The 18,536-nt window shown below is 58.5% G+C and carries 16 protein-coding genes; 9 read left to right on the top strand and 7 right to left on the bottom strand.

Going from position 1 to position 18,536, the window contains the following annotated elements; genetic code table 11:
• Positions 1-40: 40 nt before the first annotated feature.
• Positions 41-2,542, bottom strand: a complete 2,502-nt coding sequence (gene mrcB, locus V2S86_RS20225; protein ID WP_330763871.1) for a bifunctional glycosyl transferase/transpeptidase — start codon at positions 2,540-2,542, stop codon at positions 41-43.
• A gap of 365 nt (positions 2,543-2,907) precedes the next feature.
• The gene (hrpB, locus tag V2S86_RS20220; protein ID WP_330763870.1) at positions 2,908-5,370 is read right to left on the bottom strand and encodes an ATP-dependent helicase HrpB; all 2,463 of its coding nucleotides are present in this window, start codon (positions 5,368-5,370) and stop codon (positions 2,908-2,910) included.
• A 56-nt stretch (positions 5,371-5,426) separates the two neighbouring features.
• Here hrpB and thpR point away from each other — a divergent pair, with 56 nt between their 5' ends.
• From thpR to folK, 6 genes are all read left to right on the top strand, one after another.
• Positions 5,427-5,969, top strand: coding sequence for an RNA 2',3'-cyclic phosphodiesterase (gene thpR / locus V2S86_RS20215; protein WP_006321061.1), 543 nt, complete (start codon positions 5,427-5,429; stop codon positions 5,967-5,969).
• Positions 5,966-6,673, top strand: coding sequence for a DNA/RNA nuclease SfsA (sfsA, locus tag V2S86_RS20210; RefSeq protein WP_330763869.1), 708 nt, complete (start codon positions 5,966-5,968; stop codon positions 6,671-6,673). Before thpR ends, sfsA begins: the two co-directional genes overlap by 4 nt.
• Before the next feature lie 182 nt (positions 6,674-6,855).
• Positions 6,856-7,311 carry an RNA polymerase-binding protein DksA gene (gene dksA / locus V2S86_RS20205; protein WP_006321065.1) on the top strand — a complete coding sequence of 152 codons (456 nt, stop codon included), beginning with the start codon at positions 6,856-6,858 and terminating at the stop codon, positions 7,309-7,311.
• Positions 7,312-7,507: 196 nt separating this feature from the next.
• A complete protein-coding gene (gene gluQRS / locus V2S86_RS20200; RefSeq protein WP_330763868.1) occupies positions 7,508-8,407 on the top strand; it encodes a tRNA glutamyl-Q(34) synthetase GluQRS in 900 nt (299 codons plus the stop codon).
• A gap of 61 nt (positions 8,408-8,468) precedes the next feature.
• Positions 8,469-10,022: a polynucleotide adenylyltransferase PcnB gene (gene pcnB / locus V2S86_RS20195; RefSeq protein ID WP_430306275.1), complete on the top strand. Its 1,554-nt coding sequence runs from the start codon at positions 8,469-8,471 to the stop codon at positions 10,020-10,022.
• Positions 10,022-10,522: a 2-amino-4-hydroxy-6-hydroxymethyldihydropteridine diphosphokinase gene (gene folK, locus V2S86_RS20190; RefSeq protein WP_004947882.1), complete on the top strand. Its 501-nt coding sequence runs from the start codon at positions 10,022-10,024 to the stop codon at positions 10,520-10,522. The genes pcnB and folK overlap by 1 nt, the downstream gene beginning before the upstream one ends.
• 21 nt (positions 10,523-10,543) lie before the next feature.
• Here the strand turns inward: folK and qseC are convergent, their stop codons facing one another.
• Positions 10,544-11,902: a quorum sensing histidine kinase QseC gene (gene qseC / locus V2S86_RS20185; RefSeq protein WP_330763867.1), complete on the bottom strand. Its 1,359-nt coding sequence runs from the start codon at positions 11,900-11,902 to the stop codon at positions 10,544-10,546.
• Positions 11,899-12,561, bottom strand: coding sequence for a quorum sensing response regulator transcription factor QseB (gene qseB, locus V2S86_RS20180; RefSeq protein WP_330763866.1), 663 nt, complete (start codon positions 12,559-12,561; stop codon positions 11,899-11,901). Before qseB ends, qseC begins: the two co-directional genes overlap by 4 nt.
• 159 nt (positions 12,562-12,720) lie before the next feature.
• Between qseB and panB the strand changes: the two genes are divergently transcribed.
• The 3 genes from panB to panD all read left to right on the top strand — a co-directional run bounded on the left by panB (position 12,721) and on the right by panD (position 14,930).
• Positions 12,721-13,515, top strand: coding sequence for a 3-methyl-2-oxobutanoate hydroxymethyltransferase (panB, locus tag V2S86_RS20175; protein ID WP_311995343.1), 795 nt, complete (start codon positions 12,721-12,723; stop codon positions 13,513-13,515).
• Positions 13,516-13,537: 22 nt separating this feature from the next.
• Positions 13,538-14,392 (top strand): pantoate--beta-alanine ligase, encoded by an 855-nt coding sequence (gene panC / locus V2S86_RS20170; protein WP_330763865.1) that lies wholly within the window; start codon positions 13,538-13,540, stop codon positions 14,390-14,392.
• Positions 14,393-14,549: 157 nt separating this feature from the next.
• Positions 14,550-14,930: an aspartate 1-decarboxylase gene (gene panD / locus V2S86_RS20165; protein WP_330763864.1), complete on the top strand. Its 381-nt coding sequence runs from the start codon at positions 14,550-14,552 to the stop codon at positions 14,928-14,930.
• Between the two features lie 161 nt (positions 14,931-15,091).
• On the opposite strand, the gene V2S86_RS20160 is transcribed toward panD, so the two are convergent.
• From V2S86_RS20160 to V2S86_RS20150, 3 genes are all read right to left on the bottom strand, one after another.
• Positions 15,092-16,372, bottom strand: a complete 1,281-nt coding sequence (locus tag V2S86_RS20160) for a polysaccharide deacetylase family protein (RefSeq protein ID WP_330763863.1) — start codon at positions 16,370-16,372, stop codon at positions 15,092-15,094.
• Positions 16,373-16,749: 377 nt separating this feature from the next.
• The gene (locus tag V2S86_RS20155; RefSeq protein WP_006321086.1) at positions 16,750-17,520 is read right to left on the bottom strand and encodes an ABC transporter permease; all 771 of its coding nucleotides are present in this window, start codon (positions 17,518-17,520) and stop codon (positions 16,750-16,752) included.
• A complete protein-coding gene (locus tag V2S86_RS20150) occupies positions 17,517-18,440 on the bottom strand; it encodes an ABC transporter ATP-binding protein (protein WP_212557372.1) in 924 nt (307 codons plus the stop codon). Before V2S86_RS20150 ends, V2S86_RS20155 begins: the two co-directional genes overlap by 4 nt.
• Between the last annotated feature and the right edge of the window lie 96 nt (positions 18,441-18,536).

Below are 18,536 nucleotides of genomic sequence, written 5' to 3'. Positions count from 1 at the left end.
CAAAAAACCTTTCTGCCACGGGGATTAGCCGCTCGCCAATTTACTGCCCTTGGCCGAACATGTCCTTGATCCAGCCGGCAACGCCGTCACCGTCTTTTTGCTCACCCGCCTGTTGCTGCTGTTGTTGCTGCTGCTGCTGAGCAGCCTGGCTCGCCTGGCACAACCCTTGCGGATTATCAGTCCACACCGGGATGCTACGCCCACCGCCGCCACAGACAAAGTTACCGCCGGCGTCGATGCCAATCTGGTTGATGCCTTCCGGCGGCTGCAACATCAGCGGCAGCGGCGTCTGGTTTTCCAGGTAGCGGCGATAAAGCGTCAGCGCACCGTTGGCACCGGTCAGCTTGGCCGGGCCGTTGTTATCACGGCCAACCCAGGCGATAGCCACTTCTTTACCGTCGATACCGGCAAACCAGCTGTCGCGCAGATCGTTGGTGGTACCGGTTTTCGCCGCCAGGTTGTAGTTGGGGAACTTCACCGACAGAGAACGGGAGGTTCCGCGCGCTACGCCCTGTTGCATCGCGTACAACGTCAGGTAAGCGGCCTGAGCCGGTACCATGCGTTCCGCCTGCGGGAAGCTCTGGTACAGCACCGAACCGTCTTCCGCGATCACCGAACGCACCGCAGACAGCGGCGCACGGTTACCGCCGCTGGCGATGGTTTGGTATTCCTGCGCCACTTCCATCGGCGTCAGGCCAATCGCCCCCAGCAACATCGAAGGCACCGGATTGATTTCCGCTTTCGGAATACCCAGGCGCTGCAAGGTGGCGCTGATTTGATCCAGCCCGACCGCCATGCCCAGATTCACCGTCGGCACGTTGAGCGAGAAGGCCAGGCCATCCACCAGCATCACCTGTCCGCGGAATTTGCGATCGTAGTTGTTCGGTTGCCACAGGCTGCCATTCGGTTGTTTCAGCGACAGCGGCTGGTCCGCCAGCCAGGTATTCAGGCGGTATTTGTCCGGTTCGGAAAGCGCGGTCAAGTAGGTTGGCGGCTTGGCCAGCGATCCCACCAGGCGGCGCGCCTGCATCGCACGGTTAAAACCGGCGAACTGCGGATTGGCACCGCCGACCATGGCGCGCACCTCACCGCTGAAGCGATCGACAATCACCATCGCCGCTTCCAGATCTTTTACGTGGCGGGCGGCACGCAGCGCCGGAATGCCGTCTTCGACCGCTTTTTCCGCCGCATCCTGAGAAACCGGATCCAGCGTAGTGAAGATTTTCACTCCGGACAGGTCGTTCACCTTGTCGCCCAGCTTGGCCTGCAGTTCCTGACGCACCATCTGCATAAACGCCGGCTGCGGCGTGATCACCCCACCTTTCGGCTGCACGCCCAGTGGCCGTGCGCTGAGCATGTTGTACAGCTCGGCGTCAATCACTCCCTGGTTTTGCAACAGCTTGAGCACCAGGTTACGGCGCTCCAGCGCCAGCGTCGGGTTGCGCCACGGGTTATACAGCGACGCCCCTTTCACCATCCCCACCAGCAACGCTTGTTGATCCAGGCTCAGTTCATCCACCGGACGGCCGAAGTAATACAGGCTGGCCAACGGGAAACCGCGGATCTGGTCACTGCCGCTCTGGCCGAGGTACACCTCGTTCAGATACAGCTCAAGAATACGGTCCTTGCTGTAACGGTAATCTACCAACAGCGCCATATAGGCTTCGTTGGCCTTGCGCCACAGCGAGCGTTCGTTGGTCAGGAACAGGTTCTTCACCAACTGCTGCGTCAGGGTACTGCCGCCCTGCACCGCGCGCCCGGCGGTCAGGTTCGCCAGCACCGCACGGCCGATGGAGTACGGGCTGATGCCGTCATGCTCGTAGAAATGACGGTCTTCGGTGGCAATCAGCGTATCCACCAGCAGGTCCGGGAAACCGGCGCGCGGCACGAACAGACGCTGCTCGCCGTTCGGTGACTGCAACATGGTGATCAGGCGCGGATCGAGACGGAAGAACCCGAAGTTACGCTGGTTCTCCATGTTCTCGATTTTCGCCAAACGGTTGTTCTGGAAATCCAGGCGGGCGTGGATCTGCCCCTCTTTACCATCCGGGAAGTCAAACGGGCGGCGCAGCATCTCGATGCTGTTGGCCTGCACGGTAAATTCGCCCGGACGGGTCATACGGCTAACCTGACGGTATTGCATGCCCTCCAGCAGATCGACCATTTCCTTTTTGCTGTACGGCATGCCCGGTTCCAGGTTGACCATGCGGCCATAGACCGCTGCCGGCAACTGCCAGACCTTGCCGTCAATGCGGCTGCGGATCTGCGAATCCAGGTACACGCCGTAGATCGCCAACAGAACCGCGACCACCAGAATCAGTTTGATAAGCAGGCCAAGCCAACGGCGTTTTTTACGCGGCGGAGTCGCTTTTACCTTACGCGGCACGCTTTCCTCCTCGTCTTCATATTCATCATCTTGCTGCTCGTCTTCCTCGTAATCATCATAATCGTCGTCTCGGCGACGGCGCGGCGGCTTGCCCGACGCGGTGCGTTTCGGTTGTTTCCCTTTGCGCCCGATGGGCTCGCGGTCATCCCCAGCCATTGCTGTCATTCTCCAGACTTGGCGGCACTGCCGGCCATTATTAGTCGCTTAATCTGTCCCGACGCCAGGCCGCTGAACAGAAGAAACATCTGAATTCTCCCCCTAAATAATTGGCGTTGCATCACAACAAAACCAAGGGTTTTGTTGAACAGCGCCTGCGCTGGCCCCAACGGGGCGAGGCTGTGCCGAGTAACGCGGCAAGAGAGCTTATCCCGATGAGCTTACTCCAGTAAGTGATTCGGGTAAGCGACAAATCTGCCGGGAGCAGATTTGAACGCTGCTTGCAGCGGCCCCGTCAGGGGTGAGGCCCCTGGATGGGCCGAATAGCACAGCCAACACCGATGCGGCGTCAAGTATGACGGGGGTTACTGATATTTTTTCGTGCGCCGCGTGGGGGCGGTATTCGCCGGATCATCCGGCCACACGTGCTTCGGGTAGCGCCCTTTCATCTCTTTCTGCACTTCCCGGTAGGCACCTTGCCAAAACGCAGCCAGATCGCCGGTGATTTGCAGCGGCCGGTGTGCCGGTGAGAGTAACTCAAGCACCACCGGGATGCGACCCTCGGCCAGCATTGGGCTGCGCTGTTCACCGAACACTTCCTGTAAACGCACCGCCAGCGCCGGCAGTTTGCCGGCATCATAGCGAATCGGCAAACGGCTGCCGGTCGGCACAGTGTAATGAGTGGGCAACGCATTATCCAGCCGCTGCTTTTGCTGCCAGTCCAGCAGGCGCGCAAGGGCTTCGGCGATGTTGACCTGCTTCAGCCCGCGCATATCGCGTACGCCGCTCAGGGAAGGCAGCAACCATTGCTCCAGCCGATCCAGCAGCGACGCGTCATCGACCGGCGGCCAGGCGGCTTCCGGCAACCAATTTTGCGCACACTGCAAACGCAGACGCAGCTGTTCGGCGGCGGTATCCCAGTTGAGCACCGCGATCCCCTGAGCGCGAACCCAATTGAGCAACGCCAGTTGCAACTCTTCGTCGGCCGGTTTGGCCAACGGCTGCGCCCGCAGCGTCAGGCGGCCAATCTGCTGGCGTTTCCAGGCGCGCAACGTGCCCTTTTCTTCATCCCACTCCACCGCGGTCTGCTGGGAAACGATCGCCGGCAGTTGCGCCGCCAGCGTCTCAATCTCCACCGGCAGCGCCAGCAGAATGCGCGCATCGGGACTGTTGTGGCCCTGCAGCAGGCTTGGCGCGATCAGCCACGCCGCGCGCGACAGCGCCTCATCCTGATTCATCGCCGCCCCCATACCATTGGCCAGCAGGTAACGGCCGTCCTGACCCCGCCGCTGGGCGATGCGATCGGTAAACGCCAACGCCAGCAGGCGCGGAGCCATCTCGACGTCAATCTGCCCGCTGCGCAGCGGCAAACGCCGCGCTAACTGGGCGGCGCGACGCTGCCAATTCGGCTGCGGACGGCTCAGCCAGTAGCCGATATCCATCTGTCCGTTGCGCGGAGGCTCTTCCAGCAACGCCGCCAGCGCAGCAGCGGTCGCCAATCCATCCGCTCCCTGCTCGGTGCCGTAGGTCAGCATCGCCGCCAGCCGGGGTTCACAGCCCAGCATAGCCATCTGTCGGCCCCGAGCGGTTAATTTATCGGCGTCGTCGGTGGCACCGAGACGCTGCAGCAGCCTTTTTGCCGCCGCCAGCGCCGTTTCCGACGGCCGATCGAGCCAGGTCAGTTGCCCAACGTCATGGCAGCCCCACTGCAACAGCTCCAGCCAGAAACCGGCGAGATCGCTTTGCAGGATTTCCGGTTCGGCGTGTTCCGCTGCGCGTTCAGCCTGCTCTTTGGCAAACAGGTGCCAGCAAATACCCGGCTCCAAGCGCCCGGCACGGCCGGCGCGCTGGATCATCGACGCCTGGCTGATGCGCTGCGTCACCAGCCGCGTCAGGCCGTTACGCACGTCATAACGCGCCACGCGCTCCAGCCCGCTGTCCACCACCAGCCGAATACCTCCGATGGTCAGGCTGGTTTCTGCGATGTTGGTCGCCAGCACCACCTTACGTCGCCCGGCCGGCGACGGCTGAATCGCTTTTTGCTGCTGCGCCAGCGGCAAGGCGCCATACAGCGGGCACAGATCGGTATCGGCCGCCACGTCACCGTTCAGCCGCTCCAGCACCCGATTGATTTCCGCCACGCCGGGCAGGAACAGCAGCAGCGAGCCGCCCTGTTCGGACAGCAGACGTTTCACTGCCGCCGCCACACCGTCTTCCAGCCGTTGATGACTGGCCAATGGCTGATATTGGCGTTCGACCGGGAAGCTGCGTCCTTCGGACACCACCACCGGCGCTTGCGGCAGCAACTGTGTCATACGGGCGTTATCCAGCGTCGCCGACATAATAAGCAGTTTGAGATCGTCTCGCAGCCCCTGTTGCACGTCCAGCAATAGCGCCAATGCCAGATCGGCCTGCAGGCTGCGTTCATGGAATTCATCGAGGATCACCAGCGAGACGCCCTGCAGCTCGGCGTCCTGCTGCAGCATACGGGTGAGAATGCCTTCGGTTACCACCTCCAGCCGGGTATGCGGCCCGCTCTTGCTTTCGGCGCGCATGCGGTAACCCACGGTCTGGCCCGGCTCTTCTCCCAACTGTTGCGCCAACCGATACGCCACGTTTTTCGCCGCCAACCGGCGCGGCTCCAGCATGATGATGCGGCCCGGCAACCCGGCTTTCGCCAGGATCTGCAACGGCAACCAGGTCGATTTACCGGCGCCGGTGGGCGCGTGCAGCAACACCTGCGGGGCGGATTGCAGCGCAGTGAGCAATTCATCAAGAACCGCACTGACGGGCAGTGAAGACACAGAACTCTCCGTGGTGGTTAACATTGGGCGGCGCACATTGTAGCATTAGACTCTGCGTTTCATTCACTTGCCGGGTATCTATGTCCAGTTCGCGCCGCCTGTTTTTCGCCCTGACCTTGCCTGATGCGCTACAGCAACAGGTGATCCGCTGGCGCGCCGAAGCCTTCACGCCCGAAGCCGGTCGGCCGGTCGCCGCGGCTAACCTGCATCTGACGCTGGCGTTTCTCGGTGACGTCAGCGCGCAAAAGGAAACGGCGCTGAAAAAGTTGGCCGGCCGCATTAGCCAACCCGGGTTCAGCATGGTGCTGGACGATCTTGGCCACTGGCCGCGCCCTGGCGTAGTGTGGCTTGGCACGCGCCGCGCACCGCGAGGGGTCTTGCAGCTTGCCGAATTGTTGCGATCGCAAGCGGCCCGCAGCGGTTGCTACCAAAGCCCGATGCCGTTTCATCCGCATATCACCCTGCTGCGCTCTGCGACGCAACCGGTAGCCGTTCCACCCGCAACGCCCGGCTGGACCTTCAGCGCTGACGCCTTCGCCCTGTACCAGTCGGTATTTGAGAACGGCCGCACGCGTTATCACCCGCTTGAACAATGGCCTTTAGCCCATCAGGATACCCCATGATTTTCACCCCACCGCTGCGTTGCGCCACGCTGATTAAACGTTACAAACGTTTTCTGGCCGACGTGATCACCCCAGAAGGCGAAACCTTCACCCTGCACTGCGCCAACACCGGGGCCATGACCGGCTGCGCCACCCCAGGCGACACCGTTTGGTATTCCACTTCGGATAACGCCAAGCGCAAATATGCCCATAGCTGGGAGCTGACGCACACCCAACAAGGGGATTGGATCTGCGTCAACACCCTGCGCGCCAACGGATTGGTGCGCGAAGCCATTGAACGGAATTTAATCAATGAATTATCCGGTTACAGTAAAATCAGCGGCGAAGTAAAATATGGCAGTGAAAACAGCCGTATCGATTTGTTATTACAGGCAGAAAACAGGGTTAACTGCTATATTGAAGTTAAGTCAGTCACATTACTGCAACAACAACGTGGTTACTTCCCTGATGCGGTAACGCTCAGAGGACAAAAGCACTTGCGTGAGTTGCTCTGTGTGGTTGAAAGCGGGCAACGGGCGGTTTTGTTTTTTGCCGTGTTACATAGCGGAATCGGACAGGTCGCACCGGCACATCATATAGATGAGCGTTATGCGGCACTGTTGGCACAGGTTCGGCAGTTGGGAGTAGAAGTTGTTTGTTATGGGGCTAAATTATCACCTGACGGTATATCTCTCTGCGATAAGTTACCGTTTTTTATCGATTAGCGGCACCGGGCACCCATAATTCAACAACCGGTCATCGCGTCGCCAAATACGCCTTCCTTCACACCATTGTCAAGCAGGCGACAGGAATAATTGCCAACCTACCTCCCATCTGTTATTTATAGCGGCCTGTTTTTCCCCCGCATTGGGGATTCGATAGTGCGTGTGTATGTAGGAGAAGCAACATGCAAGAAGGGCAAACCCGTAAAACCTCGTCCTTGAGCATTCTCGCCATCGCTGGGGTGGAGCCGTACCAAGAGAAGCCGGGCGAAGAGTACATGAACGTCGCCCAGTTGAAGCATTTCAAGCTTATTCTTGAAGCGTGGCGCAACCAGCTCAGGGACGAAGTGGACCGTACTGTATCGCATATGCAAGACGAAGCGGCCAACTTCCCGGATCCGGTAGATCGTGCCGCACAGGAAGAAGAGTTCAGCCTTGAACTGCGTAACCGCGACCGTGAACGCAAACTGATCAAAAAGATCGAGAAAACGCTGAAGAAAGTAGAAGACGAAGATTTCGGCTACTGCGAATCCTGCGGCGTGGAGATTGGCATTCGTCGCCTTGAAGCGCGTCCGACTGCCGATTTGTGCATCGACTGCAAGACCCTGGCAGAAATCCGCGAAAAGCAGATGGCCGGCTAATACAGTTACTCTAAATGATTGGAGCTGCATCACGGCGGCAAGAATGTGCATCCCGATGAGCTTACAGAAGTCAAGTGATTTGGGTAAGCAGGCGTAGCCAACACAGAGGCAGTTTCAAGCATAACGAGTATGTTACCGCTGTGGCGCACGCTCCAACGTGCGCCGCACAGAGAAAAGGGAAGATTTCCCCTCTGATATGCAAGAACGTCATTATGTGGGGCGCTTTGCCCCATCGCCTTCCGGAGATCTGCATTTCGGCTCGCTGATTGCCGCTCTGGGAAGCTACCTCCAGGCTCGTGCCCAACGCGGGCAGTGGCTGGTTCGCATTGAAGATATTGATCCCCCGCGCGAAGTCGCCGGTGCGGCCGTCCGTATCTTATCCGCACTGGAACGTTATGGTCTCCTCTGGGACGGCCAGGTCATCTATCAGTCCCAACGTCACGAAGCCTACCGCGCAACCCTGGATCAGCTGCAACAACAGGGGCTTAGCTATTTCTGCAATTGCACCCGCAGTCGTATCCAGCAAATTGGCGGTCTGTATGACGGCCACTGCCGTGATTTGCATCTTGGCCCACAGAGCGCCGCGATCCGTTTACGTCAATCCGCACCGGTTTACGCCTTTCACGATCGCCTTCAGGGCGAGTTGCAGGCCGAGCCGGCTCTGGCGCGGGAAGATTTTATCATTCGCCGACGCGATGGGTTGTTTGCCTATAATTTGGCAGTGGTGGTTGACGATCATTTCCAGGGCGTGACCGAAATCGTGCGCGGCGCCGATCTGATTGAACCGACGGTGCGCCAGATTGCGCTGTATCATCAGTTGCAGGCGCCGGTCCCCGCCTATGTGCATCTGCCGCTGGCGCGGGGTGCAAACGGCATCAAGTTGTCGAAACAAAATCATGCGCCCGCGCTGCCCGAAGGCGATCCGCGCCCGGTGTTGATCGCCGCGCTGAAATTTCTGCGTCAACCGCTGCCGGAAAGCTGGCAAGATCTTGACCTGTCGTTATTATTGAGCTGGGCTATAGCACACTGGACGTTAGAAAATGTGCCGCGCCAGGTGGATGAAAACACATCGGCATTCTCAAAGGAGCCATGGTGAGCTATGATTAGCCGCTATTTTTTGTTAGCTCCATTTTTATCAGTCACTATCGAGGTGTACCATTTTTACCCGAGTAGCCAATTTCTGCCGTAAGGTACTAATCCGCGATGACAAGCTGCCCCGCGATGATGCGCCGGCCAGCGATAAAAACGTAGTCCGCGAAGAAAGCGTGGCCGCTGAACAGCCTGCCGCGCCGCAACAACATCGACGCGCCGAAAGCGGCAGAGAAACCCCTGCCCGCCGGCCGGCGCCGCGTAAGCGCCCTCCTTTTCCCGCTGCAGAGGGTACCGGCCCCATGACCGTGATCCCACGAGATCAGCATTCAATCTCACGCAAAGACATCAGCGAGAATGCGCTGAAGGTCTTGTACCGCCTGAACAAATCCGGCTACGAAGCCTATCTGGTCGGTGGCGGCGTGCGTGACCTGTTGCTCGGCAAAAAGCCGAAAGATTTCGACATCACCACCAACGCCACGCCGGATCAGGTGCGCAAGCTGTTCCGCAACTGTCGCCTGGTCGGCCGCCGGTTCCGTCTGGCGCACGTGATGTTCGGGCCGGAGATTATTGAGGTTGCCACCTTCCGCGGCCACCACGAGCAGCAAACGCCGGAATCCGACAAAAACTCGTCCCAGCAGGCCCAAAACGGCATGCTGCTGCGCGATAACATCTTCGGTTCGATCGAAGAAGATGCTCAGCGCCGCGACTTCACCATCAACAGCCTGTATTACGGCGTGGCGGACTTCACCCTGCGTGATTACGTCGACGGCATGCGTGACCTGCAACAGGGCGTGATTCGCCTGATCGGCGATCCGGAAACCCGCTACCGCGAAGATCCGGTGCGCATGCTGCGTGCGGTGCGCTTCGCCGCCAAGCTGGATATGAGCATCAGTGACGAAACCGCCGAGCCTATCCCGCGCCTGGCTTCGTTGCTGCATGAGATCCCGCCGGCGCGTTTGTTTGAGGAATCGCTCAAGCTCCTGCAGGCAGGTTACGGTTATCCAACCTATTTGAAGCTGTGCGAATACCAGCTGTTCCAGCCGCTGTTCCCACAGATAGCACGCCACTTTACGCCTACCCACGATACGCCGATGGAGCGTATTTTGGTGCAGGTGCTGAAGAACACCGATTATCGTCTGCAGAACGACATGCGCGTCAATCCGGCGTTCCTGTTTGCTGCTATGCTTTGGTATCCGCTGCTGGAACATGCGCAGAAACTGGCGCAGGAGAGCGGGCTGGCGTATTACGACGCCTTCGCGCTGGCGATGAATGACGTATTGGACGAACAGTGTCGTTCACTGGCGATCCCGAAACGCATCACCACGCTGGTTCGTGATATCTGGCAATTGCAGTTGCGTCTGTCTCGCCGTCAGGGCAAGCGTGCGCACAAGCTGATGGAACACCCGAAATTCCGCGCCGCTTACGATCTGCTGGCGCTGCGCGCCGAAGTGGAAGAAAACCAGGAAATGCTGCGTCTGACCGAATGGTGGGGCGAATTCCAGGAAGCCACGCCGGCGCGTCAGAAAACCATGTTGAGCACTTTGGGTGACGACCCCGCGCCACGCCGCGCGCGTCAGCGTCGCCCTCGCCGCCGGACGCCGCGTAAAGAAGGAGCATAATGATCCGCGTTTATATCGCGCTGGGGAGTAACCTGGCGCAACCGCTGCAACAGGTGAAAGCCGCACTGGAGGCGCTGGAGCATCTTCCGCGCACCCGGTTGATCCTCTGTTCGTCGTTTTACCGCACCAAGCCGCTGGGGCCGCAGAACCAGCCGGATTTTCTCAATGCGGTGGTGGCGCTGGATACCTTGCTGCCCGCCGAACAACTGCTCGATCATACCCAAGCGATAGAACGCAATCAGGGCCGCGTGCGCAAAGATGAGCGCTGGGGCCCGCGCACCCTCGATCTGGACATCATGCTGTATGGCGAACAGGTTATTCATACCGATCGCCTGACAGTGCCGCATTACGGCCTGAAAGAACGCGAGTTCATGCTCTACCCGCTGGCGGAAATCGCCCCCGAGTTGGTGTTCCCGGACGGTGAGTCGCTGGCCAGTTGCCTGAAACGCGTGCCGGAGAACGGCATGGAACTGTGGCATCAGCCCAAGCAAAAAGCCTGAATCGGGCGCAGCATGCGCGCCCTACAACATCACTTTGGCAATAAATCCGCCTTCTGCCCGATTGGCAAAGCCGATCTTCAGCCCGTGCAAGCCAGCGATGCGCTGCACAATAGACAGCCCCAGCCCGCTGCCGGTTTGCTCCTGACCCGGCGGACGATAGAAACGCTCCCCCAACCGCGCCAGATGTTCCGTAGTGACTCCCGGCCCATTGTCTTCAACCGTCAGCAAGCGCTCTGTAAGCCTCACAGTGACGGTGCCGCCCGCAGGCGTGTAACGCACCGCATTGTCCACCAAATTACGCACCAGCAGCGACAGCAACAGCGCTTGCCCCTGTAACGGCGCCGGTATGCCCTGCTGTTCGTAACGCAGTGCGACGCCGGCGGCATAAGCGTGGCGATCCTGCTCCGCCAGGGTCACCGGCACCAGCCGGCTCCAGTCGACCGGCTCCACATCGGCCAGATCCGACAGTGAATCCAGCCGCGACAGCGTCAGCAACTGATCGACCAGGCGGGTGGCGCGATCGATACTCACCGTCAGATTGTCGAGCGCATGCTTGCGCATCGGCTCGTCGTCACCGGCCAATTGCACCACTTCCGTCTGCACACGCAGCGCCGCCAATGGACTGCGCAACTCATGGGCGGCGTCTGAGGTAAAACGCCGCTCACGCACCAGCAGCGCGTTGATGCGCGTAAACAACGCGTTCAGTGCATCCACCAGCGGCCTGACTTCGGTCGGTACCTGACGCGCATCCAACGGCGTAGCGTCGTCCGGTGCGCGTTTGCGCAGCCCGGCGGCCACCGCGCGCAATGGCCGCAGTTCACGCCCCACCATCAGCGCGATCAACAGCATCAAAATCGGCAACGTCACCAGCCACGGCACCAGTTGCCCGGTTACCATGCCCAGCGCCATATCCCGCCGGTAATCCCACTCCTGCCCGACCACGATACGATAGCGGCCGTCCGGGCTGGTCAGCCACAGCAGCCGCCAGCTGTCGTCGTCGCCCCGCCGTTCGCCATCGGTAAAGCCTTCGCGCTCGCCGTCAAAGCGGAAATCCGCGCCGTTTTCACCGTCATTGAGCAACATCTTGCCATTACGGTCGAAGATGGCGAACGCCAACGCGTCGTCATCCTGCTTGCCCCGCTTGCCGTGATGCACCAGCTTCTTGGTTTTCGGCAGGCTACGCACGCTTTCGTCGGCCAGCAGATCGCCCAGATTGGCGGTCGCCAGGCGCTTGGCGAATAGCATCTGCTGGGTATCAAACACTTCATTGATGTTGTTGCGCGTCATCATCCACGCCACCAGGCTGGCGGCACACCAGGTCACCAGCGCCAGCAGGCTGAAAATCAGGATCAGCCGCAACCGCAAGCTGAGATGTTTCACGATGCCTCCCCCAACGTATAGCCCACGCCGTGAATGGTGCGGATAAAACCGTTACCCAACTTGCGCCGCAGGTGATGGATATGCACTTCCACGGCATTGCTGCTGACTTCGTCATCCCAGTTGTACAGTTTTTCCTGGATCAGCGGCCGCGCCAGCACCCGCCCCTTGTTGTGCAAAAACAGCTCCAGTACCGCCAGTTCACGCGGCGTCAAGGTTACCGGCTCGCCGTTGAAGCTCACGCTGCGCGTGGCGGAGTCAAACACCAGGTTGCCATGCACCAGTTGCGGCATCAGTTGGCCATGGCGACGGCGGATCAACGCCTGCAGGCGTGCCGCGACTTCCGCCAGGGCAAAAGGTTTGCACAGGTAATCATCGGCGCCGCTCTGCAAGCCGCTGACGCGCTGTTCCAGCGCATCGCGCGCGGTAAGGATCAACACCGGCACGTCATGGCCGGCCTGGCGCCACTGGCGCAGCAAATCCAGCCCATCCAGGCCCGGTAGGCTGAGATCGAGGATCACCGCATCGTAAGGCGCGCTTTCCAGCGCATTTTTACCGACCAGCCCGTCGGTAAACCAGTCCAGATTAAAGCCGAGTTTGGTCAACCCGGCCTTGATGCCGTCACCGATTAACTTGTCATCTTCTATCAGCAGAATTCGCATGCTCGTCCCTTTTTCGCTATTACATCACAAGGTTCTTAAGAACCCCTTAAGCTGCATGATCTGCGCTACCCACCCCGTTAGGGTTACAGTAGAATGACAGCACTTTTTTGCAGCCAGGGCCCTGCGCGTATCGCGCGGCTCTATTCAGGAGACGTAGTGATGAAACCCACCACCGTGACCCATTTGCGCCAGTGGAAACAGGAGCAACGCAAGTTTGCTTCACTGACCGCCTACGATGCCAGCTTTGCCAAACTGTTTGAAGAGCAAGGCGTTAAAGTGCTGCTGGTGGGCGATTCGCTGGGCATGACGCTGCAGGGCCACGACTCCACGCTGCCGGTCACCGTCGCCGACATCGCTTACCACACCCGGGCCGTACGCCGCGGTGCCCCGGCCTGCCTGCTGCTGGCTGACATGCCTTTCATGAGTTACGCCACCCCGGAGCGGGCCTTCGCCAACGCCGCCGAGCTGATGCAGGCCGGTGCCAATATGGTGAAACTCGAAGGCGGCAGTTGGCTGTGCGAAACGGTGAAAATGCTCACCGAGCGCGCCGTACCGGTGTGTGGCCATCTCGGCCTGACGCCGCAGTCGGTGAACGTCTTCGGGGGCTACAAGGTGCAAGGCCGTGACGAGCTCGCCGCCAAACAACTGCTGGAAGATGCGCAAAATCTGGAGCTGGCCGGCATGCAACTGCTGGTGCTGGAGTGCGTACCGACCGAACTGGCACGCAAGATCACCGAAGCGCTGTCCATTCCGGTGATCGGCATTGGCGCCGGCAACGTGACCGACGGCCAGATCCTGGTGATGCACGACGCATTTGGCATTACCGGCGGCCATACGCCGAAATTCGCTAAAAATTTCCTGGCGCAAAGCGGCGATATCCGCCTGGCGGTACAACAGTATATGCAGGAAGTGGAGCAAGGCGCTTACCCCGCTGAAGAACACTCTTTTAATTAAGCGATCGTTCCAGGAGCTATCAATGATAATTATCGAAACCCTGCCTTTGCTGCGTCAACAGATCCGCCGCTGGCGCCAGGACGGTAAACGCATCGCGCTGGTGCCGACCATGGGCAACCTGCACGAAGGCCATATGACGCTGGTTGATGAAGCCCGGGCGCGTGCCGATATCGTGGTGGTCAGCATTTTCGTGAATCCGATGCAGTTCGAACGCCCTGACGATCTGGCGCGCTACCCGCGCACCTTGCAGGAGGACAGCGAAAAGCTGACCCGCCGCAACGTCGATCTGGTGTTCGCACCTGCGCCGGCCGATGTCTACCCGCAGGGGCTGGGACAGCATACCTATGTCGACGTGCCGGGCATTTCCACCATGCTGGAAGGCGCCAGCCGCCCCGGTCATTTCCGCGGCGTCTCCACCATCGTCAGCAAACTGTTCAATCTGGTGCAGCCGGATCTGGCCTGTTTTGGCGAGAAGGATTATCAACAGCTGGCGCTGATCCGCAAGATGGTGGCGGACATGGGGTACGACATCGACATCGTCGGCGTGCCGACCGTGCGCGCTAAAGATGGCCTGGCGCTCAGCTCGCGCAACGGCTATCTGACCGCAGAAGAGCGCAAAATCGCGCCTCAACTCAGCAAGATCATGAACGCATTGGCAGAACAACTCAGCAACGGCGAACGCCACGTCGACGATCTGCTGGAACAAACCGCCGCGCACCTGCGCGCCGCCGGTTTCACCCCGGACGAACTGTTTATCCGTGACGCCGACAGCCTGCAACCGCTGGGGGTCGAAAGCCAACGCGCAGTGGTGCTGATGGCCGCCTGGCTGGGCAAGGCGCGACTGATCGACAACCAGCAGGTTGATCTGACACTATAAGTTACTTTTTGTGCAATCGTCACCGTTGTAGCCCACCCGAAAGTAGACAAGGATGGCGTTATCGGTGACGATAAACACCGGATGGATGTTCAACCCCAATCGCCTGTATAGACTCCAAGTATGACGAATACAGGCGGATATTCAGTTAGGTAAAGTTATGATACGTACTATGCTGCAAGGCAAGCTGCATCGGGTGAAAGTGACTCAGGCCGACTTGCACTATGAAGGCTCCTGCGCCATCGATCAGGATTTCCTGGAGGCCGCAGGCATTCTGGAATATGAAGCTATAGATATTTATAACGTTGATAACGGTCAGCGTTTCTCGACCTATGCCATCGCCGCCGAACGCGGTTCGCACATCATTTCGGTCAACGGTGCGGCGGCGCGCTGCGCCTGCGTCGGCGACAAACTGATCATCTGCTCCTACGTGCAGATGAGCGATGCCGATGCCCGCCAGCACCACCCGAAAGTCGCCTACTTCGAAGGTGACAACACCCTGCAACGCAAAGCGAAAGCCGTGCCGGTTCAGGTCGCCTGAAAGTAAAAACGGGCGCACTCGGCGCCCGTTTCACTCGATACGCTAAATAGTTCGAGTTGCATCGCGGCGGCAAGGGAGCGAGGCCCGATGAGCTTACTGAAGTAAGTGATTCGGGTGAGCAAGCGTAGCCAACAAAGATGCAGCTTGAAATATGACGAGTATTATTGCACCACCACAGTTCCCGGCTTGTTGGCTATTCTGTCTGCCATGGTCTGAATGGAATCGGTGCGCAAAATATACAACCGCTTCAGTGTATACGGATTATCCCCCGGCTTTACCTTACCCTGCACCGTGGTCACCGCCATATGGAAACCGGCGTCTTTCGCCGCCTGTATTGCCCGCTGGTTGTAGCCTCCGAACGGATAGGATACGTACAATACATGCGGATTAAACTGCGACAGCGCGCGGCGCGAGCGCTCAAAATCGAATTCGATATTATGCAGTGAACGGCTCAGCAGAATAGGCTGGCGGTTGCCGTCAGTACGGTGCAGGAAATGCGTGTGTGACTGTACGTCGAACACATCCTGGATCTGCTTGAGTTCTGAAATGCTCATAAACTGCAGCGAATCCGGGTTCCATTTCTGCGGATGCCGTTTGATGCGTGAAGAAATAATGAACGCCGTTGCGCGGAAACCGTAGTCCTTCAACACCGGGTAAGCATAGCGATACACCGACTTCAATCCGTCATCAAAAGTCAGTACCACCGCCTTGCCCGGCAGGTTGATCTGGTTCTTCAGGTAGGCTTCCAACTGGTACAGGGAAATGGTGTCATAACCCGCCTGTTTCAGATAGGTCATCTGGTTGCTGAACGCCACGTCCGAAGTGGTGGTCGAGGTATGGCGGAAACGCTTGTTCTCTTCGTTTTTCAGCAAATGGTGATAGGTCAGCACCGGAACACCGGTATCAATCTCGCAGTCCAGTTCGCTGATATAACCCAGACGATCGCCAATATTGATCTCATACCAGGTGTTGTTCAGCCGATCCTTCAGTTTGCCGATGATCGGGTAACGCAGGTTCTCTTCCAGCACGCCAAACACTTCGCTGGCGTTATCCGCTGCGGTATAGACGTTGATCGCCTTCTGAGTGATCAGATTCTGATTGGTCAGCGGTTTATTCAGTTCGCCGAGATCGTCTTGCACCTTGCGCGATTTTTTGAGATTGCGCACATCGTCTTTATCGATAAAACCAATGCCGTGGCCAAACTTGAATTCGTAATACTCCGCATCCGCCGGGAACACCTGAATCAGCTGCCCCTGCTTCACTTCACCGACCGGGATCACATGTTCGCCAATCAGCGAATAAACTTCGCTGTCGCGTTGCGCTTCCATATATTCAGATTTAACAGCGCTGTCTTCCGACAATAAATTTGCCAGCGTCGCCGGAGAGGCGAGTGACATCAGGATGCCGAGTAGCCCAGCCGCTATCTTGTGTGTAGACCGCATGGTTATGTTCTGCTTACGAGTGCGAATACCCGTCGCCTTTCAAGCCGCAGCGTTGTTACCTGCACTCAGTTATGTGGCCCGTCCATGGGCCACCCCCCTTCGGGGCCGCTGCTAGCAGCGTTCAAATCTGCTCCCAGCAGATTTGTCACCCCAGTTACTTACTAAAGTAAGCGCCTGAGGATGAGCGAGTTGGCCGCCTAGCTGCAACTTGAAATTCATAGGGTATATAACAAAATGGAGAAAGTGTGGAGCGCCAGCATAGCACGATTTGAACATCGGGGAGAAAGAGGTTATGTGGGCAATTCTATTGATTTATGTGATGCAAGCTTCAAATAAATCAAAACGCCCCCGAACGGCTGTTCGGGGGCGTCAGCGCCTCAGGTGCGCAGGCCGCGGCCACGCTCTATCAGGTACCAGGACAGCAGATAGAACACCAGGATAAACGCCACCAGCACCGCCATGGTCAGCACCAGCGGCACATCACTGATGCCGAGGAAACCGTAGCGAAAACCGCTGATCATATAGACGATCGGGTTCAGCTTGGACACCGCCTGCCAGAACGGTGGCAGCAGCGTCAGCGAATAGAAAACCCCACCGAGATAGGTCAGCGGCGTCAGCACGAAAGTCGGGATCAGGCTGATGTCGTCAAAGGTGGTGGCGAACACCGCGTTGATCAGGCCCGCCAGCGAGAACAGGATTGCCGTCAGCAGCAGCGTGACCACAATCACCCACCAGGCATGCACCTGCAGCGGCACAAAGAACAGCGAGATCACCGTCACCAGCACACCGACGCAAATACCGCGCGCCACACCACCGCCGACGTAACCGGCGATCACCACATGGGTCGGCACCGGCGCCACCAGCAGCTCTTCGATATTGCGCTGGAACTTGGCGCTGAAGAACGACGATGCGACGTTGGCGTACGAGTTGGTGATCACCGCCATCATAATCAGGCCGGGCACGATAAACTGCATGTAATCAAAACCGTGCATATCACCAATCCGCGAACCAATCAGGTTGCCGAAGATGATGAAATACAGCGTCATGGTGATCACCGGCGGCACCAGGGTCTGGATCCAGATACGGGCAAAACGGTTAATCTCTTTGGCCCAGATACTCTGTAAAGCCACCCAATACAAACGCGTCATGCTTTTTCTCCATTACCGTTAACCAGGGTGACAAACAGCTCTTCCAGCCGGTTAGCCTTATTCCGCATGCTCAATACCTGGACCCCCTGCGCGCTGAGTTGAGCAAACAAGCCGTTCAAGCCCTGCTCGCGCATCACTTCCACTTCCAGCGTTGAAGTATCCGTCAGGCGGTTGCGATAGCCATCCAGCTTCGGCAAGGGGCTTTTGGCCGCCAGATCGAGGATAAAGGTTTCGGACTTCAGCTTGGCCAACAACCCTTTCATTGAGGTGTTTTCCACCAGTTCACCGTTCTGGATGATGCCGATATTGCGGCACAGCATTTCCGCCTCTTCCAGATAGTGGGTCGTGAGGATGATGGTGGTGCCCTGGGCGTTCAGCTCTTTCAGGAAGCCCCACATGGAGCGGCGCAGTTCGATATCCACCCCAGCGGTCGGTTCATCGAGGATCAGCAGCTTTGGCTGGTGCATCAAGGCACGGGCGATCATCAAACGGCGTTTCATGCCGCCGGACAACATGCGGGCGCGTTCATCGCGCTTGCCCCACAGATCCAATTGGGTCAGGTATTTTTCCGCACGCGCCAACGCCTCGCGCCGGGTCACGCCGTAGTAACCCGCCTGATTGACCACAATCTGCATGACGGTTTCGAACGGGTTAAAGTTGAATTCTTGCGGCACCAACCCGAGCTGACGCTTGGCGTTAACGATATCTTTATCGATGTCGTAGCCGAACACCCGCACGCTGCCGGTCGTTTTGTTCACCAGCGAGCTGATAATGCCTATGGTGGTAGATTTACCGGCACCGTTCGGCCCCAACAGGGCATAAAAATCCCCCGCTTCGACGTTAAGATCGATCCCGCGCAAGGCCTTGACGCCACCCGCGTAGGTCTTGGTCAACTGCGCTAATTCCAGTGCATAATTCATAAGTTAGAGAGTACCTTGTAGCGATGAGTATGCTGCCGCGTATTGTAATAGAGATGATCTTATCATCGGCAGCGATTTCACTGAGGCGAATCCGTG

This window comes from Serratia sp. C2(1), from assembly GCF_036352655.1.
In the GTDB taxonomy this organism is placed as follows: domain Bacteria; phylum Pseudomonadota; class Gammaproteobacteria; order Enterobacterales; family Enterobacteriaceae; genus Serratia; species Serratia inhibens.
The sequence above is the reverse complement of the archived record's forward strand: the minus strand, read 5'-3'. Positions and strand labels throughout refer to the sequence as shown.